Here is a 25,116-nt window from a genome sequence, read left to right on the forward strand (position 1 = left end):
ATGAACAATCAGACAATTACAGCAAAAGAACAAAGACAGGTTTTAAAGAGGTTATTGGGATACGCCAAGCCGCATACGAAACAATTTATTTTCGCGTTTACCTTACTAGTACTGGCGACTGTAGGGGAAATTGTAGGGCCTTTGATTATTAAAGTGTTCATTGATGATTACTTAACCCCTCAAGTGATGGAAACAGGACCAATCATTACTTTGGCCTCCCTATATATCGGGATACTGTTCGCAAAAGTAATCATTACTTACTTCCAGCTTCTAAAGTTTCAAGAGATTTCGTTAAAGATCATTCAAGAGTTAAGGATTGATATATTTGCCAAGGTTCAACGACTTGGTTTGAAGTTTTTTGATAAAACGCCAGGTGGCAGTATCGTATCAAGAGTCACAAATGATACAGAGGCCATTAAAGATATGTTTGTAAGTGTTATTTCGACATTCGTCCAAAACGGGGTATTCTTGATAGGTATCTTTATTGCGATGTTTCTTTTAAACGTGCAACTCGCGATTTTTTGTATGCTTATCATCCCGATCATCTTTGCAATAATGGCGACTTATCGCCATTTCAGCTCCCGATTTTATGCGGATATGAGGGAAAGGTTAAGCCAGTTGAATGCGAAATTAAATGAATCCTTACAAGGGATGTCTATCATTCAAGTGTTTCGACAAGAGAAACGCCTTCGCAAAGAATTCGCAGAAATAAATGAGGCACACTACCAAGCTGGAGTGAAAAATATTAAGCTTGACGGACTTTTGCTACGACCAGCGATTGATTTTGTTTATGTTCTGTCTCTCATATTAGTTTTGAGCTATTTTGGCATATCTTCTATTGGCAATGTTATTGAGATAGGTGTTCTTTATGCGTTTGTTAATTATCTCGGGAGATTTTTTGAGCCCGTGAATCAAATGATGATGAGACTATCTATGTACCAACAAGCTATTGTCTCCGCCTCAAGGGTCTTCTCTTTGCTTGATGAAAAAGAACTAGCACCAACTGCGGAAAAATCGCTAAGCTCACCAACTATAACATCTGGGGAAATAGAATTTAAAAACGTAACCTTCTCTTATGATGGAAAACGAGATGTATTAAAGGACATATCTTTTACAGCAAAGCCTGGGGAAACAGTTGCATTGGTTGGCCATACCGGGAGTGGAAAAAGCTCCATCATTAATCTTTTAATGAGATTCTATCAGATTGAAAAAGGGGAAGTGCTTATTGACGGGTTCCCACTGAAGTATTTTGAAGATCAGGAGCTTCGCAAGAATATGGGGCTTGTACTACAAGATCCATTTCTTTTCTATGGAACCATCAATCATAATATCCGTTTGCATGATCCATCCATCTCAGATCAAGAGATAAAAGCAGCGGCTGAATTCGTGCAGGCAGACTCATTTATCAAAAAACTTCCTGACCAATATGAGCAGCTGGTAGTGGAAAGAGGAGCGACTTTCTCTAGCGGGCAAAGGCAGCTTGTGGCATTCGCACGAACCATCGCAACCAAACCAAAGATCCTGGTTCTAGACGAGGCAACAGCCAACATCGACACCGAAACTGAAGAGGCAATCCAGACAGCCCTCAAAAAAATGAGAAAAGGTCGCACAACCATCGCAATTGCCCACCGTCTATCCACCATTCAAGATGCAGACCAAATTCTTGTCCTGCACCAGGGAGAGATAGTAGAAAGAGGCACACATCAAGAGCTTTTGAATATAGAAGGCTTGTATTACAAAATGTATCTTCTACAAAATGGAAAGCCAGATAAGGTGGAAGATGTACTAGCTCACCCTTAGATAACAGAGTAAATAGCAGACTAGTTTCTTCATAGGAACTAGTCTGTTTTTTGGGTGTGATTTTATATGTAGCTTATTCAACAAACGGGCCAGATTGTGGAATAACGGAGCACGTGTAGTATAGGGCGATTGCTGCATAGTGGGTCGCTTCTTACTTAAGAATTGGGAGAGGGAGTTTAATGTAAGAAGAAATAAAATTGGGGTGAGTTCATGTTTGTTAAAGTTTATCAGTATCATATTCAAAAAAATAAAGTAGACGAATATTTAGCAATTCAAGAAAAAGCATCAGAAATTTACGGGAGACATTTAGATTTTCACACAATGTATCTAAATAGTAAGGATGATGCTACGAAATGGATAGAAATTTCAAGATATAAGGATGAAAATGAGTATCAAAAAAGTATGGATATGATTAATGAACAAGAAGAAATACAAGAACTATTCAAAGCATTCCAATCTCTCTTAGTTACTGATAAGAGTGAGATAAGTGAAGAAGACTTTATTGAAAAGAAAGAAAAATATTCTTTTTAGGAATTACCTGGTTAAACAAACTAGGGCTATTGCAACATAATTATTAGTCGCTCGTTACTTAAGAATTGGTCTGTATAGTTTAAAAGGCGATTGAAACTTTTTAGGATTATGTAGGCATTCATATCAAAAATATGGAGGGTAGAATACAGATGTTTGAAAACTTTAATTTTGACATAATTTATCGTGAACGAGATGCTTTCACCCCTCTAGTGGTTGATGTGTGGTGTGGCTGGTTCTGGAAAAACTACATTCTCACAACAATTAGAAAAAGAAGGTTTTGTACGTCTTTCTATTGATGAAGAAATATGGGCTACTAATGGTCGTTATGGGATTGATTCCCCATGGAAAAGATTGAGGAATACAAGAAAGATGCAGAAAGAAAATTACGCAAGCATTTAATAAAGTTAATTCACGATAAACAACAGGTGGTAGTTGACTTCAGTTTTTGGGATCGTATTAGAAGGAACCAATATAAACAACTTATTAATAAGTCCGGAGGTAAATGGAAACTTATTTATTTAAAAGTTCATCCTGATGATTTGAGTGAACGGCTTAAGAAACGAAACAAACGCTTTGATGCTAATGCCTTCCCTATTACAGAAGAAGTTTTAACTTCCTACCTTAATGGTTTCGAAATACCAAGAGGTGAAGGAGAAATTGTGATTGAAAATTAAACATATCAAATAAAAACCATTCTTATAACGAATGCTTATCTTAAATAAGACCTTCCATTATCGGGCGCCGTTCCAGAGACAAGGATCAGCGCAATTTTTGTCGTGGCCAAAGAGAATTTCATATTGTAGGAATTTTTATATTATGAAATAATTGGAATTAAGCAATCGGGAGGATTAATGAATAAGCAAAAGTAGATAAAAGTAAGTTTGAGCTGGTTTCATTTCCTGGCCATATCAGCTTCTGAAATGATTCTACAACGGTGAGCAAAATGGTTATTGATAATTGTTTGTTATCCACTAATGCCTAAGGACCGCCTTTATTACATATAAAATAAATAAATAGTGTAAAATTATTATACATAAAAGCCACTTCTTATAAAAAATACGAGGGAGACTACACACATGATACTTACAGTCGATAACGTAAATAAATCATTCGGAAAAGAAAAGATTCTAAAAGAGGTTACGTTTAAAATCGAGCGCCCGTCTATTATCGCTTTAGTTGGCCCAAATGGTTCGGGTAAATCAACCCTACTAAGTATCATCACCAATCTACAACGGGCAGATAGTGGAGAAATAAGCATCTTAGATAAAGAAAATACTGATGTGAGTCTATTTAGAGAGGTTTCTTTCATGCAAGACAATACCGTTTTATATGACTATTTAACTGGATATGATCACATGCAATTTATTGCGGATGTACAGTCTTTATCTAAAAGCCAAATTGTAGAAACCGCAGAGCGCATTGGTATTACTAGATACTTGAATAAACGTATTGGTAAATATTCCTTAGGTATGAAGCAACACCTTCTACTCGCAATGGCAATCCTCAATAAGCCCAAATTGTTAATATTGGATGAACCATTGAATGGACTTGACCCCACAAGTGCCATTAAAGTGCGCAACCTGTTGTTAGAGTTACATAAAGAAGGCACCTCTGTTCTATTATCCTCTCATAATTTATCGGAGATTGACCGAATTACCTCAGAAATTTTATTTCTGAAAAAGGGAGCAATTATAAAAGAAGATATCTCCCAATATGAAAGGATATGTTACCACCTTACTGTAAATGACGTTTCAGATGCACATAAGCAATTAACTAAGGAATTATATGAAGTAGAAATTATATCAAACCAGAAAATCTCCCTGTTCCTGAAAGACACTCCCCTACATATTCCTCTGTCTTTGCTTATGCAAAGTGGGACTAAGATAGTTGAAATGGAAAAAATAATTTTTGGCTCAGAGGACCGTTATCAAAATATCTTTGGAGAAAAGGATGCAGACCATGAAGATATTCCTATTTGAGCTAAAAAAATTATGGAGACAAAAGAAATTCCTCTGGGTATCTATTATTTGCCTACTTTGTACCGTAGCTATCTTTCAATCCAACGCTAATGAACAAGAGGAAATGATGGAAAGAGCACAAGAGGAACTAATATTACACCAAGAAATTGTCAATGGAGTCCAAAGGGATCTTTCAGAATTAGATAGGCAACAGGAGCTACCAGAAATTCAACAAAATCAATTAAACCTTACAAAAGAAATGAACTTAATATTAATGCAGTTAAATAGAGTGATGGAAAGAGAAGAATGGGAAAATGTTTACCCATTAAAGCATTCGTTTCTAGAATTGGTAGAGCAATACGAAGCATATGGAGAAACTTTCCCTATCTTAACCGGGCAAGAATTAAGCATGGAAAAAGCTATAGCAGAGTGGTTTATTTCACACAATCTTAGCTATGAAGATGAAGAGTATCCTGTTTCTCCCCATTTAATCGTAAAGGAATTAAGTGACTCGGCATTCAGTTTAGCTGGCCTTTTTGTATTGATGTTGCTATTTGGGAATATATACACTAGTGAGAGGGAGCAACGAACATGGTTGACTTTACAAACTCAACCGATAAGAAAGTGGGAGTTGCTAATTTCCAAATATATTAGTCTGTTAGGTGCCACCTTAATCTTCACGGCTTTATTCATCGTTGTTGGAATAGCCGTTACTACTATTTTTACGGAATACTCCTTTAGTGGACAATATCCGATTTTGTTACAAGATACCCAAACTTTCTATATACTACCAGTCATTACTTACATTATTAGAATCACAATCTTCTTTGTCAGTGCGGCTATTTTTCTTTTTGCAGTGGTAACGATTTTAAGTAGCTTACTAAAAAATACGTTTATAACAATTATACTAACTTCTTTTATTATCATGGTAGGTTATAGTTTAACGGAACTAAATGACCCGTTGCAGGTAATAGGAAATCCGTTTCAACTCTTTCGTATTTCCGCTTTATCAGCGACCATACCTACTGGAGATGATTGGATTTATCCCTGTGTATCGATTATCTGGGGTTCGATACTGATACTTTGTGCAAATTTTAATCCTGAAATAAGAATTTTGTCGTTCTTCCAACAGTCTTCCCACATTCAACCTTTTAAGAGTAAAAATGGATCGATTTTAAATAGGTTAATGTTTTTTGAAGGGAGAAAAGTAATTAGAAAAAAGCTGTATGTACAGATCAATATTTTATTATTGTTATTTGTGACGGTTAGTTATTTTATTCTTTTTCAACAATCTAGTGACCAAGAAACACAGTATCTAGAAGATTTATCAAAGATGGAAGAAACAGAAAATTTGATTGCACTTTCTGAAGAATCCATAGATAGGTACGAAGATGTAAAAAAGCAATCAGGAGAAACGATATATGATGACCTCATTGCTGATGTCTATAAATCCATCGATTTCTTTAAAGAGAGAAGAGAAAAAGGTATAGAAGCAGCTAAGGAATACGAACAAAAAAATTGGACAGCATTTTATCATTATCAACTCTTTGATAATCATACTGCAGCTGGAGAGATAGATACAGGTGGTTTTTATCTGGATAACAGAATGGATACTCTCGGAAAATTCACTGTGGAAGCCAGTATTACAGAAAAGGAATGGTTGATGAAAAACAATATTCAACCTATTTTTACAGGTACCTTTATCCCGACCATCTATCATCAATTTTCAGATGAGGAACTCCATCAGACATTCAAAGAAGAAAATAGAAAACTAGATAGTAGCGGTCTGTTTTCTTTATATTTATTTAACAAGTACTATCTTTACTTTATTCCTATTCTCTTATGTTTCTTCTTGTTTGGAGGGGGCTTGGCTTCAGAGAGAGGAAAAAAACAAACGTTACATTTATTACAAACGCAACCACTAACGTTAAGTAGCCTTTTCTTAGGAAAAATAATGACAAGTAGTATTTTATCGATTTTCACTGGGTTAGGGTTATTTTTAATCATTATTTTGTTTGGAAGCTTATTCAATCGTTTTGGGGATTGGTTTTACCCGATTTTATATTATAACCATGAAGACATCGTGAATTCTTCCAACTACTCTGGCTTGATTTCAAGTGGAAATGGCTATCATTTCATCACTTTAGGGGAGTACCTTATCTACAGTATAATCTTGTTTGTTTTATGCTTACTTTTTGTCCTGGCACTTACCATGGTTTTGTCGATTTTTTTAAACAATGCATTGACCGTTTTTTCGGTTTCTATCCTTCTTAGCGTCTCTGGATATTACGCCACAACTAAAATAGGGATGGACATAGCTCATTTACTTCCATTCACATACTTTGATTTTCCTAAAGTGATAAACGGTGAACTATCTATTGTGATGGATAACGCAAAAATCAATGTATTACATGGATGCCTTGTACTTTCAGGACTGTCTATCTTTTTAGTGGTCATCGGTTATTTTGTGCTTAGTAAAAAGAAGACACGAAAATAAATCTCATACAAAATAAAAGGAGGTATTTTGATTGAGCAAAAATTATGAAAAAAGACATTACTTTATTGTAAGCACCATTGCTTTATTAGTTCTTTCTCCATTAGTCATCTGGTTACTTCCATATATTCTACAAAGAAGTACCTTTAACCAAAGCTCCATATGGATGTTGGAGACGCCAAGTATTACTTACGCTTACTTTGCTGTAGCTTGGTTCTTTTTACTTTCGGCTTCCATTGCATCTTATTTTTTTTACAGATGGAAAGTAGGTATTTGTTTACTAGCAGTCATCATAGCCCTACCACTCATGTACATTGGAGTAAAACCCATAACTATTGTTGGTTCAGCAGGATTTACAATGGTAGATGCGCCTTTTGACGAAAAAATTCTTTACAGCTGGGAAGATGTAGAGAAAGTATACTTAATTACCAATGATGAAACGAAAAAAGATAGTTTGGAGTTTCATTACAAAGATAATCAAACCATGATTATTGATAATCATCAGGAGGTACAACAGCTAAGAATAATGCTTCTAGAACTAAAAGATACTTATGGATTTACTTTTACTTCAAAAGAATAGATATTAGCATTGTTAGGACTTTTGTGTCAAAAAAAGACACAAAAGTCTATAGTGCAACGGTTTATACTTATTTAGGTGCTATTGGAACAGGTTGTTTGGAATAGGCTCTCTTCTTATGGGTCTACTAGCAGTAAATAAGTTGTTATAGATAAAGTGGCAAATGCAGATTTAAATATTATCTTGATATCAAGTCTTCAAGAAAAGGGCGCGATCCAGGAACAAGGATCTGCGCCATTTTTGTCGTGGATAGAGATAAGTTCATATTGTAGGAATTATTAGATTATGAAATAATTGGAATTAAGTAATCGGTTTAGTGAAGAAAGAAGTTATTTATATATAAAGATAAATCATCTTAAAATAGAATTGAGGATAAATGGATGTCTCAAGATAGAATTGTAATAGTAGCAAGTGTATCAATCTTCGTTAATGATAAAGTCTTAATTCTAAAAGAGAATAAACCTTCTGCTATCGATAAGTGGAAAATTTCCAAGTGGACATATAGAGTATGGTGAGGACATTCTTTATTCAGCTCGGAGGGAAGTAAAAGAAGAAACTGGGTTAGATGTAATACCGATTGGAACGACTGGAGTATATAATTTTATCAGTAGTACAAACAATCAAGTAATTAAATTTCATTTTATTGGTGAGGTTACTGGAGGTACATTAAATCTCGAAGAAGATGAAATTACTGACAGTAAGTGGTTAAAAGTTAATGACCTATTAACATTTGAAAACCAAGATTTACGAGAACCGCATGTAATAAAGCAGATAGTTGATAACTTATTAGAAGAAAAAATATACTCAATTAGTGTATTTAACGAGCAACTTTTTAAATAGTTCTTACTGAGCTAAACCAACAACTAGAAGTTAATTTCTTATTGCATTAACGAGGGCGATTGCAGCACAAATGGATCGCTTCTTATATTAGAATTGGGAGTTTAATTTAATAAATGTTTAGAATAGAATGGAGGGTTCATCATAATAAACGTATATAAAGCAGAGTCATGTCACATAGATGGTATAAAAAAAGTCTGCTCTGAAGGTTATTGGGCAACTTATGAAGATATCTATTCAAAGGAATATATTGAGAAAGTGATAAAAGAGTTTTATAACAATGAAAGAATACTAGATGAAGTGACAAAAACTAATAGACATTGGGGAGGTTATTTTGTAGCAATTGAAAATGGGGAAGTAATTGGTGCTGGTGGGGGAGGAATGATTGGTGAGACTGAAGGAGAGATTTTTGTCTTATATCTAGACCCTGAAAGACGTAATGAGGGAATAGGTACTATTTTGTTAGATGCTATCACTAAACAACAGAAAGAAGAATTTAATGCAAATAAGCAATGGGTATCTGTACAGAAAGGCAACTTAAAAGGTATTCCATTTTATGAAGCTAAAGGATTTGTTTACGAACACGAACAAAAGAGTTATGGAAATGAGAATCAGGACTATGTATCATTGAGATATTTTCGTCAAATTTAATTAGAGATATTCAACAAATTGGAGCTTTAATCGAAGACATTTACAAGGTATCTCGAAATTGAGTCTTCGGCAATCGGGCGCCATTCTTGAAGAAGAAAAGGTGCTCAATTTGTATTTTAGGGCCTTATAATTGAATAAGACTTTAGAAAATCTTCCAAATTTAAGAGCGTAGGTACTTAATAGATTGAACCTCCATATACGAGTCTCGTGGTGCGGTGGTGTGAGAGGACGGGAGTATTTTACTCCCTCCTACTCAATTATTATTCACCACGTTTTTCCCAAAACTCCCTAATCCACGACTCCAGTTATTCCTATTTGGCATCTACTGCAGGGATTTCTTTCTCTGCCTTCTGTTCTGGAAAGAGGAACGTGTTGAAGGTAACTAACACAGTTCCAATAAGAAGTAAAACCGCGCCAGAGGATAGGTACAAAAGGATGACACCGAAAAGCTGTACGAGAAAACCACCCATTAGCGGAGAGGCTAATACGGTAAAGCTAATAATCGAACTAAAAATCCCGGAGACACGCCCGATTTCGTGTTCTTTCGTTTCTTTTTGTATAATGTATTGGGGCGTGATAGTTAATAACCCCACCCCTAATCCACCAATAAAGCAAAGGAAGACGGGATAGAGAACATTAAAACCTTCCTTTAGGAAGCCCACTCCGCCAAAGCCGCCGCCTACTAACAGCATGCCAGCACCAATTAACCATCCATAATGCTTTAATGTTTCAAAGCGATTTAAAAAGATAATCATTACCACTGCTCCAAGTCCTGATCCGCCCATTAACCAACCAGTGAGCTCAGGAAAATGTGGTGCAAGTTCACGGAAAAGTACAGGGAATTGAATGTCCACCATTTGAATGACAGTCAAACCTAAGAAGGTTGCGACGAAACTAACAACTATTACTCTTCTTTTAAAAATAATGAGCCAGCCCTGTCTCCAAGCTCCCTAAAAGCTTTCTTCAATCAATGCTGTTTCATTCTTTGGTACGGTAGTCATCCTTTTCATTTCTTTATCTAAATAAACAAATAATAGGATAAAAGCCGAAATAGTAAACGCGATGGCATTAATTAGAATGCAAAACTTTGGTGACACGAGGCCAATTAAGGTAGCCCCAATAAAAGGGCCTATAATTTTGGCTAATTGATTCACTGTGCCGTTAAGAGTGACTGCTTTCATAATGAGGTTTTCTTTTACGACTAGTTTAATAAGTCCTTGCTGAGCAGGGGTGTGCACGACATTCACTGTTGCTCTTAATGAAATGATGACTAGTGCCATCCATGGTGTATTCGTAAACAGTAGACATACAGTTAAGACAGCGGTAATAAAGTCGGCATACATCATAATTTTCACTTTATGAAATTTATCGCTTAATACACCTGCAAATTGTCCAAGCAAGACGTGAGGAAGTGCATATGCAACAGGGATAAGAGCAATCATCATTGGATTTGCTTGCCAAACGTATCCAAACAAAATAATAATTGCCACCATATCAAACCAATGCCCAAGCATCGATACAGAATACGAGGCAAATAGCTTCATAAAAATGGAGTTTTGCCAAATCGATTCTTTCTTTATATTTACAATTGTCATTAATAAGACATCCTTTCAAAACAACTTATTATTTGTTTTAAGGATATCGAATGCATGTCAGAGCAATATCAGAGTACGGAATCAAATAACGTTTTAATTTGTTTTTTAAGCGGAATTAATTGATATTTATCGAAAACTTCGTCCTTTTTAAGGAAAATTATTTCTTTGGCTTCTTTACAGTGAACATCAGCCTGCAATAATTCAGCTACCAAAATAGAAATTAAAATGTGCATGACAAACTTTGTTTTTTCAAGAACATGAAAAGATTGAGAAATTAAATCCACACCGAGCGATTTTTTTTTCTGATGGAGAAAGTAAATACCCTTTAACATTAAAAACAAGCCGTATTCCCTTTGATAAGGTTTATCCTTAAAGAAAGAATGTAGGCACTTTATTTTATCTTCTGCTAATTTCCAATCTTTCCGACCAATTGCATAGGCTAGCCAATTAACTTGAAAAAATCCATAGAAGCCAGGTACATCGAGAGAAATAGTCCTTTCAGTTGCTTCCAGAATTTCAAAAGCATGACGAAAATCTTTTTCTCTTAAACAAAGAAGAATTTTGAATAAATCAAGCTCTTCCTTACCCTCATTTTCAAAAAGCTGTTTGTCTTCAAATATACGATAATAGTAATTTATTGCGTGGATGTCTTCTTCCACTGTCGAGTATAGGAAAAGCAACGGCAATACTTTTTCCTTAAAAGGTAATGGAGAATGTAAAAATGCTTTAAAATCACCACGTAATAACTTCATTACTAGTAGCAACTTTTCATCTATTTCTATTCCAAAAGTATGACTAGTTAGTAACTTCTCAATGGCTTCTCCATGCCCAAATAGATGATATTTACTAATTAGATTAATGGTAAGTTGTTGAAACTCCTGGTCCTCTACAAACGGAAACGACATAAACTCTTTTTGTTGAAATACCGTTAATTTATACCCAAAGCCTTTAACCGTCTCCAGTTTCAAAGCATGCTCCCACTTCTTTAGCTTTTTACGAAGACGATAAACATGATCATCGACGGTCCGGTCGGATGGTTCCTGTAAAGGCCAAACTGCATCCAAGAGCTGATGTCGAGATAAAGCCTTGTTTCCATTTTGATAAAGGTACTCAAGGAGTAAAAATTCTTTTCGTAAAAGCTTTAACTCTTCTCCGTCAATCATAACGGAATAGTCACTAATATTGAAAATGACCGACATATGCACACCACATTTCTATCACTATTCCTGTAAACATATAGTATCATGTAGCATGAAAATGATGGTTGATAATTTTTTTATATTTCTGTAAAAACTGGTAAGTAAATATTTCAAAATATAAACCTCTTAAAGGATAATGGATGAGCAGAAATTATTACGTATTCCGGAATCGGGCGCTATCCTGTAACAACAAGGTTCAGCGCTCGTTTTTCATATTGGCCAAAGGAAATATCTTATTGAAGGAATTTTTAGATTATGAAATAATTGGAATTAAACAAAGGTAAGTATTTTGGGGAATTGATATGTTGAGGGATGTAAAAAAAGTGGGGAGCGATTTATATAAAAGAATGGCATGGATCTGCAGCGATTTGTTTTAATGAAAATAATGAAGTTCTTATGGTAAGAAGTAATGATTCTATTGGGTGGAGTGTCCCATCTGGAGGAATTGAAATAGGCGAGACACCTGAAGAATGTTGCATAAGAGAAGTAAAAGAAGAAACAGGATATGAGGTTAGAATTATAGAAAGTTTGTTTGTAAAAGAGAGTGTAATAAAGGGGATAAATGTAAACACTCATTACTTTAAAGTAGAGAAAATAGGAGAGAGCGTAGGGATAAATGACCCTGATAAAACAATAATTGAAGCTGCTTGGAAGACTTTATTAGAATTAGTTAATTTGATACATATGTATCCTGAAGATTTAGAAATAATTCAAAGGGTGTTGAAAATGAAATTTAAAGTTTATGAGAATGCTCATGATTTTGAGAAGAAGATAGAGTCTTTTTTATTGGAAAAGGAAGATGTATTCAGTCTTTTTTATGGTGTACTGCAAGCGATTAAAGCTGGTAATTATGAGAATCCATTTATGGCAACAATTGAGGAAGACGGAAATGTGTTAGCCTTTTTCCAAATGACACCACCGCATCCGTTAAATATTATTTTTGTCGATGAAAACCGTTTAGATGAAATAATTGATTTTTTCATAAAAAATATTGTCGAACTTAAAATTGAATTTTCCTCAATCATCAGTTTGAAAGAGTGGGCATACAAAGTTGCGGAGAAGTGGGAAGATAAAACAGGTAAGGCTCATCAATTGCTTATGGACCAGGGATTGTATCGTTTAAATACAGTCAATGAAATGCTTGTACATAGTCCAGGTTCTTGGCGTTATGCAGAAGAAAGTGATTCTGCACTTATCGAGAAGTGGTTCAACTCATTTGAAAATGATGCCGGACTGTCGACTTCGCCAATCGAACAAGTGAAAAAACGTGTTGCAATGTTTCTAAATAAACAAGAGATCTTTATTTGGGAGGACAAAGGAAAGATAGTGTCTATGATGAAGAAGTCACGTCCTACAAAGAACGGTGTAACCGTTAGTTTGGTTTTTACTCCAAAGGAAGAACGCAAAAAAGGATATGCTCGGACGCTTGTAACGGCGGTATCAAAAGAACTACTTAAAGACTTCAACTTTTGCGTCCTGTACACAGATTTGATGAATCCGACATCAAATAAGATTTATAGGGAAATTGGCTATGAAAGGATTGCAGACTCTGTTCATCTCGGCTTTGATAAAGGCGAATAATTCAGTTTCAATAACTACTCAATGTTAAGTCGAATCTTCAATTATCGGGCGCAATCTTATAACAAGAACTTGCGCTCGTTTTCAATCTGGGGCAATATATCTCATTCGAGGTGGGAAAATTTGAAATTCAAAAATATAGATATTAAAGAACGAATGGAACATTATAATGTACCAGGTTTAAGTATTACATTAATTAACCAAGGTCAAATCAGTGGTACATATGATTACGGCTTACTAGAGGTGAAAAGTGATAAAAAAGTAATTAAAGATTCTATTTTTAGTGCTTGTTCAATTAGCAAGTTTCTAACAGGTATGCTTGTTATGAAACTAACAGAACAAGGGCTTCTTGATTTAGATGAGGATGTAAACCAAAGGCTTGTGTTGTGGAAAGTACCTGAAAATAATTTCACTAAGTATAAAAGAGTTACCTTACGAAATTTGCTTAGTCACCAATCTGGGATTAGTGATCCTGAAAATAGTTTCTCTGAGCTTAATGTGGATACAGAATTCCCTTCGATGGTTGAATTATTGGAAGGAAAAACTCCTTATTGTAATCCTATTAAAGTAACATATGAACCTGAGAGTGAATTCCAATATTCAGATGCAGATTATTGTATTATCCAGCAATTAATAGAAGATGTAACTGAAAGACCGTATCATCGAGTTATGAACGAACTTATACTTGAACCATTAAGAATGGATAATAGCCGTTTAAACACAACAATGTTAGAAATGGAGCGAAAAGGTTTCTCTTGTGGTCATAACAAAAACGGTGAATTGGTGGATGGAAAATATCCTATATATCCATATCCAGCTGCTTCTGGACTTTGGACAACCTCTTTAGATCTAGCCAAATTAGTCCTTGAGTTAATCAATGCTGTAAAAGGAGAAAGTAAAGTTGGTATTCCGGCAAGTATAGCAAAGGAAATGATATCCCAACAAAGAAGCAAAAATTGGACTGGATTAGGTGTGTTTCTAGATGGTTCTGAGAAAGAACTAGAAGTTACTTCACTTGGTTGGGGAGTAGGTTTTCAATGTATGATGGTGGCGTTTCCCTATTTAGAGAAAGGGGCAGTCATCATGACGAATGCAGAATTAGGTGTTCATCAAATGGAAGGGATTATAGGAGAAATTTATAAATCTCTTATGTCATAAAGGGGAAGGCGCTTATCCAAGGCAGGGTAAGCATTTTTTTGTAAATATTTTTCTTGTAGAAGTTACACTAGTTTGAAATAATTGGTATTAAGCAAACGGGCAGGATTGTTGAAGAAGGATTTTGTATTATAAATAAATTACAACTAAACATCTTATATTAATAGGATAAGCTTGAAAGGAGTAATCTTTTTGAAAAGATGGTCTATAGTTTGCTTTATTATTTGTCTATTGCTCTGGATTCCTAATATATTTTTTCATATTGCTAGTCCTTTTTGGATGTGCACATTTATTATAGGTCCAATAGGAATTGCTTTCAGCTTCTATGGTAAGAATTATATATTTGCTTTCCTTAATCTAGTTATGACATTTAGTTTCTTTTTGTTTATGGCTATAGGATATTATATTAATAGTTTATAAAGGACCACACTTTTATAATGTTAAATCCTCTTTCAAAAAGAACTTTCATTTTTCATTCAAAGGATCGGGAACGGGGTGGTCAAGATGGGATAGTCTTTTCAATAGGACTTATTAAAGAATCTAGGAGCGATTGTTGCATAGAGGATCGCTCCTTACATAAGAATTGGGCAGCATTCCTGTAATAAGGGCAGTCTGCTTAAAGTGCAAAACAGGTTAACCAAAGAATGCTACTGTTATTCCGATGAAATAATTACCAGGAGGATAATATGAAGATATTTACAGGGGAGTACTTTGACAATTATCGATTAGAGGATATAACAAGTGAGGTAGTTGATGATGCAGAAAAGAAGTTAAAGGTTAAACTCCCATCAGCTTATATTAATTTGCTTAATGAACAAAACGGAGGAGAAATTAAACTAAAAAAGTATATACATAGTGTTTTTGAAGATGGTTTTATTGAAATTGATTATATATACGGTATTGGTCAAAAAGGCGGAGAAGGGATACTAATAGATACCTATATACGTAAGGAATGGGGGTTATCGAACAAATTTGTCTATATAAATGGAGATAGTCATAATTGGATAGCCTTAGATTATCGTAGATACATAGGGGATAATCCACCAGTTGTTTATATTGATACGGATACAAAGGTAAAAATACGAATTGCTGAAGATTTTACGGAATTTATAAGCAGGCTGACTGTTTTAGAAGAGCAAAGTCAACGATATGATATAGGCGACGATTATGAAGACTTTGCAAGAGACGTTGTAGAAGAAGCACTTTTAAATGGGTCGCATAAATATAATATGACAGCTGGTTTACATTATTTTGGACTACTCGATGAGGATTTAAATTGGTTTTTAACACAATTGCTCGATTCTATTAAACGAATGATGGAAATACATCCATTCGAAGACACTTTTACAATTGATTGCTATTTAGATATTATAATTGATGTTATTCGAAAGAAGAAAGTAGACTTTAACAATTATCCACAAACGGAAGAACTATTTGAAATATTAACAAATTTCCCTCCAACACTTGATTATAATTCTATGATTCGAAATAAAAGTTTAAAGATTAAACGCTACTTTGCAATGGAATAAATTAGTTAATTTTTCCAAATGGATGAAAGAAAATTATCCGCTACTTGTAAAATTTGTCTATTTGATAATGTAAGTTAGTTTTAAAAAAGTGTACTTAAGCTAACGGGGTGCGTTTAGTTAAAGAAGAATTGTGAGTTAAGTGAACATTTTTATGACAGAGGCATATTGTAGTTATTCCATTAAATAGGGCTTTGATGGAATAAAAGGAGAGCAAATATTAGGCCAAGAACAAGCAACTGTCTCTTGAGGGGCAATCTCCCTAGTTAATGGAATAGCGTAAATAATAAGTGCCTATAAAATACTAAATTAGATACTTTCCAATTAACAATATGAATTTTCATTTCTTAAAGTCTAAATGGTGTTAATTTCAACTCAAAATTAGATAGGTACTTCCCAACCATAATTTGGTAAATGCGTACTTAATCGGACGAATAATCTGCATTTTCTCGAAATCTGAACCCCTGTTAACCTTGGTTGTTGTAAAAAGGTCTTCTGGCAAAGTAGTTGGTTACTCTAAATGCTTAGGGGAGGGTATAACATGCTCATGCCTATTTACCTCTGAAAAAATAGAATGAATATCTATTTCTTTAGTGATATCTGGGGGCTGTTGACCCGTAGGAAATTTATTATGAATATAATCTAATATAACCTTAATATCTTCTTTAGTGGCATATTGGGCATACTCTTTTAGCACATACCCTAATTGTCCACTAGGTTCGATGGTTGCTGTTTTCACATCACTAATCCTAGAGACGCTATCTTGGCGTAACCGCATTTCTAATTGGTCAACGGTGATTCGCAATTTTTTTAGATTCTTTTCAATTATTTCTCCATTCTCTATAACATCTATTCCTTTTCCAGTTATGAAGGTTTCGAACCTATCAAATTTGATCTGCAATCGTTCTATTGTTATTAAGACTAATACTAGTAATAATGCGATTAAAAAGGTTATCCAAATGTTTTTTTCGGTTACTGGCTGAATAATTAAATTCCCTATAGATATCATGAGGACTGTTTGTGCAACTGTCAGCTGAGAAATGGATTTTCTTCCAGCTAATCGCAAAATAAGAAACCCAACAATCACAATTAGTACCGCTTTCCAAATCCAATCTAAATCCAAGACAACTGCCTCCTAATGTAACTTCTTACTAATTAGCCTAACAAATAAATGACAATTTATTCAAATCCCTCCGTAGTCATATCTATTTCCTTATATTATTTAGTGTCTCCAATGGTATGCATTTTTTGCTTAGATCGAAATGTGTAACGTAAGATAAACTTGATTCCGTCTTTCATTGCGTAGTAAATTCAAAGTTATTTCATTAAAGTGCGCGAACCTGTTACAAGGATCAACACTCATTTTTTATTAATCAGGGTGTAGAATATCAATTGTTGGAATTTATAGATTATGAAATAATTGGTATTAAGCAATTGGGCAGGATAATGGAATATCAGAAACTTAATTATTTTGGTATTCGTCTAACTCTTAAAGGGGGAATAAATATGAAGCGAATAGTATTTCTTGCTGTTATCTTTTTTCTTGTTGGCTGTGGACCCCAAATGGATTCCGACGATGAGTTGGCGATGGATTCTGACGGTGAGTTGGCGAAGCAATATCTTTTAGACAAAGGTTATGATATAGAATCTTACAAAGGTAACCAAGATTACTCTTTTACCAGAGCAGAACTAGGGGATATGCCACACAATTCAATATGGGCTGTTCAAACCATTTCGCCTGAATTATATATAGGAAAGGAAATAGTCCAGGAAGTATTTGTCGTGAAGAATCACCCTTTAAGTGAAATGTACGGACATCAGGAAGGTTTTACTGGGAAAGTTGAAGTAAGGGTGTTTATCTACAATGATGAGGTAATTGGAGGTACTTCATACCCTGTCGGTGAAGGCGTTAATGGTTGGGGTTATTCATTAGATGGAAAGACTGCCGAAGAAATACACGGTGATGACTTAGATTCACTCCTGAAAGAATGGAGTGCCCAAAATTGACACAAAAATCTTAATACCCCATTGAGTTTATGTTGTTCCATAAACTAGGAGCGTTTGTTCAACTAGCACAGTCGCCTCTTGTGCTAAAGAAGCAGAAGAGTTGAACAAGAGGGGTTAATATAATGTAAGGCGTATTTATAAAAAGGAGAGTAGAGTTTATGAATAAAAGGGGTGGAGTATTTTAATTTCCATCAGTTTAATAGTAACTTTACCATTTGTTTTTTTACCAACAAACTCATATATCAATATGGGGATTTAACATTGCCAAAAAAGACATTAAAGATGTAATCGTTCAAACTGAAAATACATCTTATTTGATTACCGATAAAGAGAGTGTGTTAGCAATTGCGAAGGAAATTTCATCAATGAAAAAACACTCAAAAGTGGAGGTTTCTGACTCCTATTCTATAAACACTTCTGGTGATTACACAAAAATTCTTATCCGTACAAAAGATAACACTAATTATGGTGGAAATCTATTTATGATGGGAGAAAACATTGTCCAAGGTAGCAATGGTTATTACTGGAGTTTTGATTATCAAATGTTAGAAAATGAATTAAATTCTTCTATGAATACTGCTTCTTTATTAAACTAAAGGATGCTTTAGTTCAACAACAATCTTCAGCAATCTAGGGCGATTGCAGCATAGTGCGTAGCTCCTTAGACAGGAGTTTATCATTTGGAAGAGTATTATAAACAAAAAGGGGTTGGAAAATTGAAGAGAGTTAGATTTGTTGTTATAATGCTAAGCTTATTGATTATTGGTTGTAGTCAACAACCAAATGTTGAAGTATTGGTTGAACAAGATTTAATACATCTTCATAATGGTACTCCTGAAAATGTTAAGAAGTATTTTCAAGAAAAAATACAGTTAGGTGACGGCGGTTTACATACATATCACTTAGACAATAAAACATATTTAATGCTTTTTGAGCCTAACAGGATGATAAGTCAAATCCAAGAATTTAATAACGAAGTTAGGGTGAATACAGTTTTTAATGATGGACCTGGGACTTTTAAATCTAATAGAGAAGTGAATAGTGTCTTATATATTAAAGTAATTAATAGAGTAGAAAAACCTTTTACAGTAATTAAAGAAAAGGATACAAATCCCTGATATTAATGTTAAAAGTAGGAAGTAGGAAGTAGAAAGTAGAAAGTAGAAAGTAGAAAGTAGAAAGTAGAAAGTAGCATTTTTAAGGAAGGCTTTCGTAAAGTTTATTGAATAGCTAAAGAAATAATAGTTATGTTTGAGGGGGTTCTATGAAGAAATTAGTTGATGGAACAAAGAACATGTTTTTAGATATATCTGCAATGGGGAAAGGATTAGTCTATGGTTTTGTTATGGTTGCACTGTTAATTCTAGTTGCTGGGGTTTTGTTATACGGTATTTTGTACCTTCGTAATCTTATATTTTAACTTAAATTATTCCTCCATTATCTAGGAGCGATTGTAGCATTGTGGATCGCTCCTTATTTAAGAATTGGGTAGGATTACGTATTAGAAGTATAGAGAAAGGCGGGGTAACTTGAATAAACCTAAATTTACTGGTATTATGCTATATCCCAGATTTAGTGAGTATGAACTTTCAGTGCTGCTGTCAGTATTACAACAAGGTGGAAAACAGACTGTATATGTCGGATTAGATAATCAGGTTATAAAGGGGGAGGCAGGGTTACCCTGTATACCTGAAACAACTATCAAGGATATTAATTTAGAAAATCTTGATAGTATAGTGTTGCCTGGAGTTGATGATTTTGAGCACCTTGTTAACCACAAAGAGCTTGCATCTTTTTTATTCAAAGTTAACGAACATAGACTGTTAATTGGAGCAATCTCTAGTGCTCCATACTTATTATCTATGAGTGGCGTTTTAGCCGACAAAAAATTCACGACAGGACTAACAAAAGAACAAAGAAAATTTTTAGGAACATTTACAGAAGGTAACTTTGAAAATTCTCAAGTGGTAGTAGATGATAATATTATTACTGCGAGAGGTACTGCTTTTATTGATTTTGCATTTAGATTTGGTGATTGTTTAAATCTAAAATATCAAAAGGAATGGTACTATTCATAATTGATAAGCATCTTCCGCAATCTAGGAGAGATTGAAACATACTAAGTAGCTCAGGTGTTTATTAAACTTGGATGGGGAGTTTATTATGCTTAAACACGAAAGTTATTCATTTACTCGATTGTTTCTAGATCGAAATATTGAATTCTTTTTTATTCTAGGAATAAATGAATCAGATAATTTCGATGAATTCTGGGATGGAAGACTTATAGATGTCTTAGGTTATGCTGTAATCTACATTGATTTTGAAACAAATAAACATAAAAATCTCATATATTTAATTAATAAAAATAACATTGAGTATGAAAAGGTAATTAAATATACGAAACAATTCATTCAAAATATGTCTTTATCCGAAAAATATTCAGATAGAGAAAACTTTACAATTTTAAGGACAGACGTAGAGCAGAGAGTGGTACATAAACCCTATGAAGAATTTATAAAGTTGATTGTAAAGAATGAGATTCCTGAGTTTGGTTTTCAAAAAAAGTTTAAAGATAACACTTGAACTAAACAATATGCACCTCAATAATCTAGGAGCTTTTCTTTAATAATATAATAATTAAAGGTCTTCAACCATATAGGAGCTATTGCAATATAAGATAATTGTTTAAGTTTATTTAAAGAAACATATGAAAGCTATGGGGGTATGATGAAACGTTTAATTCTAATATGTTCTTTTTTACTATTAGCTTTCATTCTAGGTTGTTCTTCTAGTGAAAATACTGATCCGAAATACTTTTTGCTTATAGTTGAAGGTGAAGAAAATATAAGTGACAAGTTTAGTAAATTCATCAGTAATGATTATTCTGTTGTCAAATCAGAGTATTTACCAAACTTAGCAACAGCTAAAGAAAAGTATCCTAAATATGAAATAGAAAAAGCTCCAGCAGTATTTATCTTTGAAACTGGTGGTGGAGAGCTGAAACAATTAATTTTAAAAACTTATGATATAGACGAAGCTGTAAAATTTCTTGAAAAAACAAAGAAAGACAGTCAATAAGTAGGCTATCTTAATAAGATTGGAAGCTTTTCTGGAAGACCTGTGTATCCTTTACCTTAATCATGAATCTTCAGCAAAATGGCGCTATCCTTTAACAAAGATCAGCGCTCATTTTTATTCGTGCTATTCGGGTTATTTGAACAGTACTGCCTTTAATTGATTAATTGGAAGTAGGATTTACTGTAACCTCATTACAACTAAGTTCAACAAACATAGGAGGCATAGTAATATTAACTTTATATCTGCTGGTTGAATCTAGATTATTTTCATTAACTGATATGTCATGAATGGTATAGGGTAATTGAGCAAATGTCCATTTTTCAGGAGGGATCCCTTTTTCAAATTTAGGAGTATGTTTAATTTCTAAATGATAACATCTCTTAAAAATATAAATCCCTGCTTCACATTTTAAAATTATTTCATCTGCAAAATACTTAATGTCAAAGGCTAAGACCTTAGAGTCCCAATAATGAATAGAGTCTACTAATTTTTGAATTTTCATTTAGTCACCTTAGATTTGGAATATGAGCTTCTTTTTTTTGAATTCTTGTAAATAGAGGATCAAAATTTATTAAGAAACATTATGATCCATTATCTTTATTCTTTAACGTTGTTCCAAACAGAAGCTAATAAGTTTATTCCCTTCTGAATTTTTTCCATACTTGGTTCACCATATCCAATTATTACTTGATTACTTGGCTTTTGAAATTGATACATAGGTGAGATGGCATCGATTTCTACTCCTATTGACTTTGCTAGTTTTATTGCAATAGATTCGTTTAATCTCTGTGGTAATTGAAGGATAATATGTAAGCCTGAAGCATCTCCAATCACCTCATATTCTTCTCCTAGATATTTGTTTATAGCTTCTATTAAACAGCTTCTTTTGTTACGGTAAAGCGTCCTCATTTTTGCTATGTGGGAACTATAATGGCCTTCTTGTATAAATTTTGCCACTACTAACTGGTCAATCTTTGAAACTGTTGACTTATGAAAGGTGTTGAATTTTTCAAAATCTGATCGAAGGGATTTTGGGATAACAATATAGCTTATCCTAAGTGATGGTATTAAGGTTTTGGAAAATGTACCAAAATAAATGATTCTGTCTGATGAATCTAGATGGGACAAAGTAGCAATTGGCGCTCCTTTATAGCGAAACTCAGAATCATAGTCATCCTCTATGATATAAGCATCCTGCTTCAGAGCCCATTGTATTAATTCAATTCTTCTTGTAACGGACATAATTGTTCCGGTTGGATATTGATGGGCTGGTGTAGTATATAGTAACTTCATTTGGACATTTGGCACACAGCAGCCTTCCTCATCCAAAGGAATGGCTTGATTGGGGATTTGTAACTGCTCAAAAACAGATTTTGCTCGAATGAATCCGGGTTCTTCCATTCCAATAGTGGTCCGGTTAAAAAATAGGCAAACATTTATTAACTGTTGTTGAAAACCACTAAAGATATACACTTGTTCTGGGGCGCAAGTTAACCCTCTAGCTTGTTGCAAATAGGAGGCAATTTGCTCACGTAACAAATACTCCCCTTGCCAAGTTGCACTGTTTACATTTGTTTCAATAAGCTCTCTTCGATATAAACGGTTCCAGAGTTTATAAGGGAAGACAGCTGCATCCACCTGACCATTTTTAAAATTAATTAATTGCTCAGGTTTATGGGTGTCTTTCCTCGTAATAATATCCTCTTTTATTTTATAATTCCAATCATCTTCTATTTCAGAGACAAAATATCCCTGCCGTTCTATCGTATAACAATACCCTTCACTCTGAAGTTGTTCATAAGCAATTTGAACGGTTATCACACTTATGTTTAACATTTCAGCCAATCGTCTTTTGGAGGCAAGCTTAGTATGAGCTACAAGTTTTCTTTCCAAAATAGCTTGCTTTAGTTGTTCGTATATTTGACTGTACTTTGTTCTATCATTATTTAACAAAATCTGTATTTCCATTTCATCATTCCTTGGTTATATAAAAAAATTTGTATTTGGTTATTTTTATGATACCAGAAAAAAGGTTTAATAAATGAAAAGGAGTGAAAAAATGCAAAAAATAGAAAATGATGTGGTCCAATTAATACCAATGGAGTTGGAACATGTTGATGGAATTTATAAAGCTGCTCAAGATAACCGAATATGGGAACATATGACCGTTAATTTAACTGAAAAATTTCATGTGCTTGAATATGTAAATGATGCTGTGCGAAAGCGCAAGAACAACACTGATAACGCTTTTGTGATAATTGATAAGCAAACAGGAAAAATAATTGGTGCTACTTGGTTTCTTGAAATGTCGGAGAATCACAAACGATTAGAGATTGGATCAACCTGGATTAATCCAATTTATTGGCGGTCAAACATCAATACAAATTGTAAATATCTATTACTACAATATTGCTTTGAAGTTCTACAATTAAATCGAGTCCAAATCAAAACCGGCCATGAAAATTTCCGTTCCCAAAAAGCGATTGAGAGGATTGGAGCAGTAAAAGAGGGGGTCCTTCGCAACCATATGTTACGAAAAGAAGGGGCCATCCGACATACTGTCTTATATAGTATTGTAAAAGAAGAATGGGAAGTTGTGAAAAAGAATTTTGAAGATAAATTGCTTCAGTCGAAAACATACAAAGGAGGTTGAATTAATGCAGACAATCGTTAAAAAAATGAGTTCCGAAGCAGAAATTATGTCTACATTTAGTACGTTTAAACAATTACGTCCACATTTAAACGAAAAAGATTTTCTAGAAAAAATTATTCGCCTTAAGAAAAATAATGGATTCCAATTAGTAGCAGTAATTGTAGGCGGCGACAAAGTTAAAGCAGCTGCCGGTTATAGAATTACGGAATCCCTGGCATGGGGCAACTACTTTTATGTGGACGATCTGATAACAAATGAAACAAGTCGGCGTAAAGGATATGCCTCTATTTTATGGAGTTGGTTGATAACTCAGGCAAAATTAGACGGTTGTGCGCAATTTCATTTAGATTCTGGCGTTCACAGACATGATGCACACAGGTTTTACCTCAAAGGTGGACTAGATATCTCCTGTCATCATTTTCAGATGTCTCTATAAATAATATTACTTGCATTAACCACTCTGAAAGGGATTATATATTTAGGGCGCAATCCTGTAGTATGGATCAGCGCTCATTTTATTTTGGTCTTAATGTAGAACAACTTATTGTAGGAATTTTTAGATTATGAAATAATTGGTATTAAGTAACATTGTTGAATTATAGGCGTTAGAGAGGAGTTGTTGATTTGAAAAATTAGAGTGGATGACCATTTTAATCCAAGAACTATTTACTAAATACAACAAGATAAATAATGATTCATCATGGGGAGGGGTTAATGGAATACATAGAAGTACTTGTGCGGGAATTTTCAATAAGAAGTTATTAATTAAATAAGAAACAAAATTCTATTTTGAGAAGAGGATGGGGTAATATGGATTTAAAAGAAAATCTAAAAGTCGTCATTGGTGCAGGTGAACACAATAACAATCCAGAATGGCTTCAAACGCAAGAAAATGAACTAAATTTGTTAAGAAGAGTTGATTGGGAGGATAAGTTTTTACCTAACTCACTAGAAGCTGTTTTAGCAGAACACGTTTGGGAACACCTAACTTATGAAGAAGGAACAGAAGCTGCAAAGATTTGTTTTGATTTTTTAAAGCCTGGTGGATATATACGTTGTGCCGTTCCTGATGGATTTTTTCCAAATGAAGAATACCAAGAAGGGGTTAAAGTAGGAGGACCTGGACCTAAAGATCACCCTGCAGCAAGTCATAAAATTGTACATAATTATAAGACAATTAGTTCTATGTTTGAAGAAGCTGGTTTTAACGTTACTTTACTGGAATATTGTGATGGGAACGGTAAATTTCACTTCAATAATTGGGATGAAAAGAAAGGATTCATCTATCGTTCAAAGCGTTTTGACCACCGAAACCAAAATGGCAACTTGGGTTTTGTTTCACTCATAGTCGATGCTGTAAAACCATTATAAAAATGTAAGTGTCTATAATTAAGATGGATCAATTTTTTAAAAAGCGAATAAGCATATTTTATAATACCTAAGTAAAGGGTTGAAAGTTCTACTTTTGACGTTTTTT

At 34.1% G+C, this 25,116-nt stretch carries 27 protein-coding genes and 1 pseudogene; 22 read left to right on the top strand and 6 right to left on the bottom strand.

What is annotated here, in order from left to right:
- From HF078_RS15795 to HF078_RS15830, 9 genes and pseudogenes are all read left to right on the top strand, one after another.
- A complete protein-coding gene (locus HF078_RS15795) occupies positions 1–1,800 on the top strand; it encodes an ABC transporter ATP-binding protein (RefSeq protein WP_169292017.1) in 1,800 nt (599 codons plus the stop codon).
- 210 nt (positions 1,801–2,010) lie between these two features.
- Positions 2,011–2,331 (top strand): hypothetical protein, encoded by a 321-nt coding sequence (locus HF078_RS15800; protein ID WP_169292018.1) that lies wholly within the window; start codon positions 2,011–2,013, stop codon positions 2,329–2,331.
- Positions 2,332–2,547: 216 nt separating this feature from the next.
- On the top strand, positions 2,548–2,730 hold the full coding sequence (locus HF078_RS21220) for a P-loop nucleotide/nucleoside kinase family protein (protein WP_346775363.1): 183 nt from the start codon (positions 2,548–2,550) through the stop codon (positions 2,728–2,730).
- Positions 2,673–3,005 (top strand): P-loop nucleotide/nucleoside kinase family protein, encoded by a 333-nt coding sequence (locus tag HF078_RS20935; protein ID WP_240951775.1) that lies wholly within the window; start codon positions 2,673–2,675, stop codon positions 3,003–3,005. Before HF078_RS21220 ends, HF078_RS20935 begins: the two co-directional genes overlap by 58 nt.
- A 402-nt stretch (positions 3,006–3,407) precedes the next feature.
- Positions 3,408–4,310: an ABC transporter ATP-binding protein gene (locus HF078_RS15810; protein WP_088019138.1), complete on the top strand. Its 903-nt coding sequence runs from the start codon at positions 3,408–3,410 to the stop codon at positions 4,308–4,310.
- On the top strand, positions 4,291–6,786 hold the full coding sequence (locus HF078_RS15815; protein WP_169292019.1) for an ABC transporter permease: 2,496 nt from the start codon (positions 4,291–4,293) through the stop codon (positions 6,784–6,786). Before HF078_RS15810 ends, HF078_RS15815 begins: the two co-directional genes overlap by 20 nt.
- A gap of 31 nt (positions 6,787–6,817) precedes the next feature.
- The gene (locus HF078_RS15820; RefSeq protein WP_088019135.1) at positions 6,818–7,363 is read left to right on the top strand and encodes a hypothetical protein; all 546 of its coding nucleotides are present in this window, start codon (positions 6,818–6,820) and stop codon (positions 7,361–7,363) included.
- 377 nt (positions 7,364–7,740) lie between these two features.
- A pseudogene (locus HF078_RS15825) lies at positions 7,741–8,200 on the top strand (NUDIX hydrolase).
- Between the two features lie 141 nt (positions 8,201–8,341).
- Positions 8,342–8,848, top strand: a complete 507-nt coding sequence (locus tag HF078_RS15830; RefSeq protein ID WP_169292192.1) for a GNAT family N-acetyltransferase — start codon at positions 8,342–8,344, stop codon at positions 8,846–8,848.
- A 311-nt stretch (positions 8,849–9,159) separates the two neighbouring features.
- Here HF078_RS15830 and HF078_RS15835 read toward each other — a convergent pair whose 3' ends face one another.
- From HF078_RS15835 to HF078_RS15845, 3 genes are all read right to left on the bottom strand, one after another.
- A complete protein-coding gene (locus HF078_RS15835) occupies positions 9,160–9,774 on the bottom strand; it encodes an MFS transporter (RefSeq protein ID WP_346775365.1) in 615 nt (204 codons plus the stop codon).
- Positions 9,775–9,798: 24 nt separating this feature from the next.
- On the bottom strand, positions 9,799–10,443 hold the full coding sequence (locus HF078_RS15840) for an MFS transporter (protein ID WP_169292021.1): 645 nt from the start codon (positions 10,441–10,443) through the stop codon (positions 9,799–9,801).
- Between the two features lie 68 nt (positions 10,444–10,511).
- Entirely contained in the window at positions 10,512–11,642 is a 1,131-nt protein-coding gene (locus HF078_RS15845) for a winged helix-turn-helix domain-containing protein (protein WP_169292022.1), read from the bottom strand.
- 366 nt (positions 11,643–12,008) lie between these two features.
- On the opposite strand from HF078_RS15845, the gene HF078_RS21320 reads away from it, so the two are divergent.
- The 3 genes from HF078_RS21320 (at position 12,009) to HF078_RS15860 (ending at position 15,904) form a co-directional block, all read left to right on the top strand.
- Positions 12,009–13,223, top strand: a complete 1,215-nt coding sequence (locus tag HF078_RS21320) for a GNAT family N-acetyltransferase (RefSeq protein ID WP_481748026.1) — start codon at positions 12,009–12,011, stop codon at positions 13,221–13,223.
- 120 nt (positions 13,224–13,343) lie between these two features.
- A complete protein-coding gene (locus HF078_RS15855; RefSeq protein ID WP_169292023.1) occupies positions 13,344–14,378 on the top strand; it encodes a serine hydrolase domain-containing protein in 1,035 nt (344 codons plus the stop codon).
- A 683-nt stretch (positions 14,379–15,061) separates the two neighbouring features.
- Positions 15,062–15,904 (top strand): SMI1/KNR4 family protein, encoded by an 843-nt coding sequence (locus tag HF078_RS15860; protein ID WP_169292024.1) that lies wholly within the window; start codon positions 15,062–15,064, stop codon positions 15,902–15,904.
- A 508-nt stretch (positions 15,905–16,412) separates the two neighbouring features.
- Here HF078_RS15860 and HF078_RS15865 read toward each other — a convergent pair.
- Positions 16,413–17,024 carry a DUF421 domain-containing protein gene (locus HF078_RS15865; RefSeq protein ID WP_169292025.1) on the bottom strand — a complete coding sequence of 204 codons (612 nt, stop codon included), beginning with the start codon at positions 17,022–17,024 and terminating at the stop codon, positions 16,413–16,415.
- A 383-nt stretch (positions 17,025–17,407) separates the two neighbouring features.
- On the opposite strand from HF078_RS15865, the gene HF078_RS15870 reads away from it, so the two are divergent.
- The 7 genes from HF078_RS15870 to HF078_RS15900 all read left to right on the top strand — a co-directional run bounded on the left by HF078_RS15870 (position 17,408) and on the right by HF078_RS15900 (position 20,986).
- Entirely contained in the window at positions 17,408–17,908 is a 501-nt protein-coding gene (locus tag HF078_RS15870) for a hypothetical protein (protein WP_169292026.1), read from the top strand.
- A gap of 215 nt (positions 17,909–18,123) precedes the next feature.
- A complete protein-coding gene (locus HF078_RS15875) occupies positions 18,124–18,504 on the top strand; it encodes a hypothetical protein (RefSeq protein ID WP_169292027.1) in 381 nt (126 codons plus the stop codon).
- A gap of 84 nt (positions 18,505–18,588) precedes the next feature.
- Positions 18,589–19,026 carry a hypothetical protein gene (locus HF078_RS15880; protein WP_169292028.1) on the top strand — a complete coding sequence of 146 codons (438 nt, stop codon included), beginning with the start codon at positions 18,589–18,591 and terminating at the stop codon, positions 19,024–19,026.
- A 146-nt stretch (positions 19,027–19,172) separates the two neighbouring features.
- The gene (locus HF078_RS15885; RefSeq protein WP_169292029.1) at positions 19,173–19,328 is read left to right on the top strand and encodes a hypothetical protein; all 156 of its coding nucleotides are present in this window, start codon (positions 19,173–19,175) and stop codon (positions 19,326–19,328) included.
- Positions 19,329–19,437: 109 nt separating this feature from the next.
- The gene (locus tag HF078_RS15890; RefSeq protein WP_240951776.1) at positions 19,438–19,986 is read left to right on the top strand and encodes a DJ-1/PfpI family protein; all 549 of its coding nucleotides are present in this window, start codon (positions 19,438–19,440) and stop codon (positions 19,984–19,986) included.
- Positions 19,987–20,053: 67 nt separating this feature from the next.
- Positions 20,054–20,491 (top strand): hypothetical protein, encoded by a 438-nt coding sequence (locus HF078_RS15895; RefSeq protein ID WP_205831652.1) that lies wholly within the window; start codon positions 20,054–20,056, stop codon positions 20,489–20,491.
- A 141-nt stretch (positions 20,492–20,632) separates the two neighbouring features.
- The gene (locus HF078_RS15900; protein WP_169292031.1) at positions 20,633–20,986 is read left to right on the top strand and encodes a hypothetical protein; all 354 of its coding nucleotides are present in this window, start codon (positions 20,633–20,635) and stop codon (positions 20,984–20,986) included.
- A 160-nt stretch (positions 20,987–21,146) separates the two neighbouring features.
- On the opposite strand, the gene HF078_RS15905 is transcribed toward HF078_RS15900, so the two are convergent.
- Together HF078_RS15905 and pdxR are read right to left on the bottom strand one after the other, a co-directional pair.
- Positions 21,147–21,488, bottom strand: a complete 342-nt coding sequence (locus tag HF078_RS15905) for a hypothetical protein (RefSeq protein WP_169292032.1) — start codon at positions 21,486–21,488, stop codon at positions 21,147–21,149.
- Between the two features lie 95 nt (positions 21,489–21,583).
- Positions 21,584–22,954 (bottom strand): MocR-like pyridoxine biosynthesis transcription factor PdxR, encoded by a 1,371-nt coding sequence (gene pdxR / locus HF078_RS15910; RefSeq protein WP_169292033.1) that lies wholly within the window; start codon positions 22,952–22,954, stop codon positions 21,584–21,586.
- A gap of 91 nt (positions 22,955–23,045) precedes the next feature.
- Here pdxR and HF078_RS15915 point away from each other — a divergent pair, with 91 nt between their 5' ends.
- The 3 genes from HF078_RS15915 to HF078_RS15925 all read left to right on the top strand — a co-directional run bounded on the left by HF078_RS15915 (position 23,046) and on the right by HF078_RS15925 (position 25,010).
- A complete protein-coding gene (locus tag HF078_RS15915; RefSeq protein WP_169292034.1) occupies positions 23,046–23,639 on the top strand; it encodes a GNAT family N-acetyltransferase in 594 nt (197 codons plus the stop codon).
- A 4-nt stretch (positions 23,640–23,643) separates the two neighbouring features.
- A complete protein-coding gene (locus HF078_RS15920; protein ID WP_169292035.1) occupies positions 23,644–24,075 on the top strand; it encodes a GNAT family N-acetyltransferase in 432 nt (143 codons plus the stop codon).
- Between the two features lie 374 nt (positions 24,076–24,449).
- Positions 24,450–25,010 carry a class I SAM-dependent methyltransferase gene (locus HF078_RS15925; protein ID WP_169292036.1) on the top strand — a complete coding sequence of 187 codons (561 nt, stop codon included), beginning with the start codon at positions 24,450–24,452 and terminating at the stop codon, positions 25,008–25,010.
- Positions 25,011–25,116: the final 106 nt, after the last annotated feature.

It is taken from the genome of Bacillus sp. RO2 (assembly GCF_012911845.1).
GTDB lineage: Bacteria > Bacillota > Bacilli > Bacillales > Bacillaceae_I > Sutcliffiella_A.

What these genes read in the sequence shown, in the direction of transcription:
- HF078_RS15795 (WP_169292017.1), top strand. Translation starts at nt 1, where the DNA reads ATGAACAATCAGACAATTACAGCAAAAGAACAAAGACAGGTTTTAAAG.
- HF078_RS15800 (WP_169292018.1), top strand. Translation starts at nt 2,011, where the DNA reads ATGTTTGTTAAAGTTTATCAGTATCATATTCAAAAAAATAAAGTAGAC.
- HF078_RS21220 (WP_346775363.1), top strand. Translation starts at nt 2,548, where the DNA reads ATGTGTGGTGTGGCTGGTTCTGGAAAAACTACATTCTCACAACAATTA.
- HF078_RS20935 (WP_240951775.1), top strand. Translation starts at nt 2,673, where the DNA reads ATGGAAAAGATTGAGGAATACAAGAAAGATGCAGAAAGAAAATTACGC.
- HF078_RS15810 (WP_088019138.1), top strand. Translation starts at nt 3,408, where the DNA reads ATGATACTTACAGTCGATAACGTAAATAAATCATTCGGAAAAGAAAAG.
- HF078_RS15815 (WP_169292019.1), top strand. Translation starts at nt 4,291, where the DNA reads ATGAAGATATTCCTATTTGAGCTAAAAAAATTATGGAGACAAAAGAAA.
- HF078_RS15840 (WP_169292021.1), bottom strand. Translation starts at nt 10,443, where the DNA reads ATGACAATTGTAAATATAAAGAAAGAATCGATTTGGCAAAACTCCATT.
- HF078_RS15845 (WP_169292022.1), bottom strand. Translation starts at nt 11,642, where the DNA reads ATGTCGGTCATTTTCAATATTAGTGACTATTCCGTTATGATTGACGGA.
- HF078_RS15860 (WP_169292024.1), top strand. Translation starts at nt 15,062, where the DNA reads ATGAAGATATTTACAGGGGAGTACTTTGACAATTATCGATTAGAGGAT.
- HF078_RS15870 (WP_169292026.1), top strand. Translation starts at nt 17,408, where the DNA reads ATGAAGCGAATAGTATTTCTTGCTGTTATCTTTTTTCTTGTTGGCTGT.
- HF078_RS15885 (WP_169292029.1), top strand. Translation starts at nt 19,173, where the DNA reads ATGAAGAAATTAGTTGATGGAACAAAGAACATGTTTTTAGATATATCT.
- HF078_RS15900 (WP_169292031.1), top strand. Translation starts at nt 20,633, where the DNA reads ATGATGAAACGTTTAATTCTAATATGTTCTTTTTTACTATTAGCTTTC.
- HF078_RS15905 (WP_169292032.1), bottom strand. Translation starts at nt 21,488, where the DNA reads ATGAAAATTCAAAAATTAGTAGACTCTATTCATTATTGGGACTCTAAG.
- pdxR (WP_169292033.1), bottom strand. Translation starts at nt 22,954, where the DNA reads ATGGAAATACAGATTTTGTTAAATAATGATAGAACAAAGTACAGTCAA.
- HF078_RS15915 (WP_169292034.1), top strand. Translation starts at nt 23,046, where the DNA reads ATGCAAAAAATAGAAAATGATGTGGTCCAATTAATACCAATGGAGTTG.
- HF078_RS15920 (WP_169292035.1), top strand. Translation starts at nt 23,644, where the DNA reads ATGCAGACAATCGTTAAAAAAATGAGTTCCGAAGCAGAAATTATGTCT.
- HF078_RS15925 (WP_169292036.1), top strand. Translation starts at nt 24,450, where the DNA reads ATGGATTTAAAAGAAAATCTAAAAGTCGTCATTGGTGCAGGTGAACAC.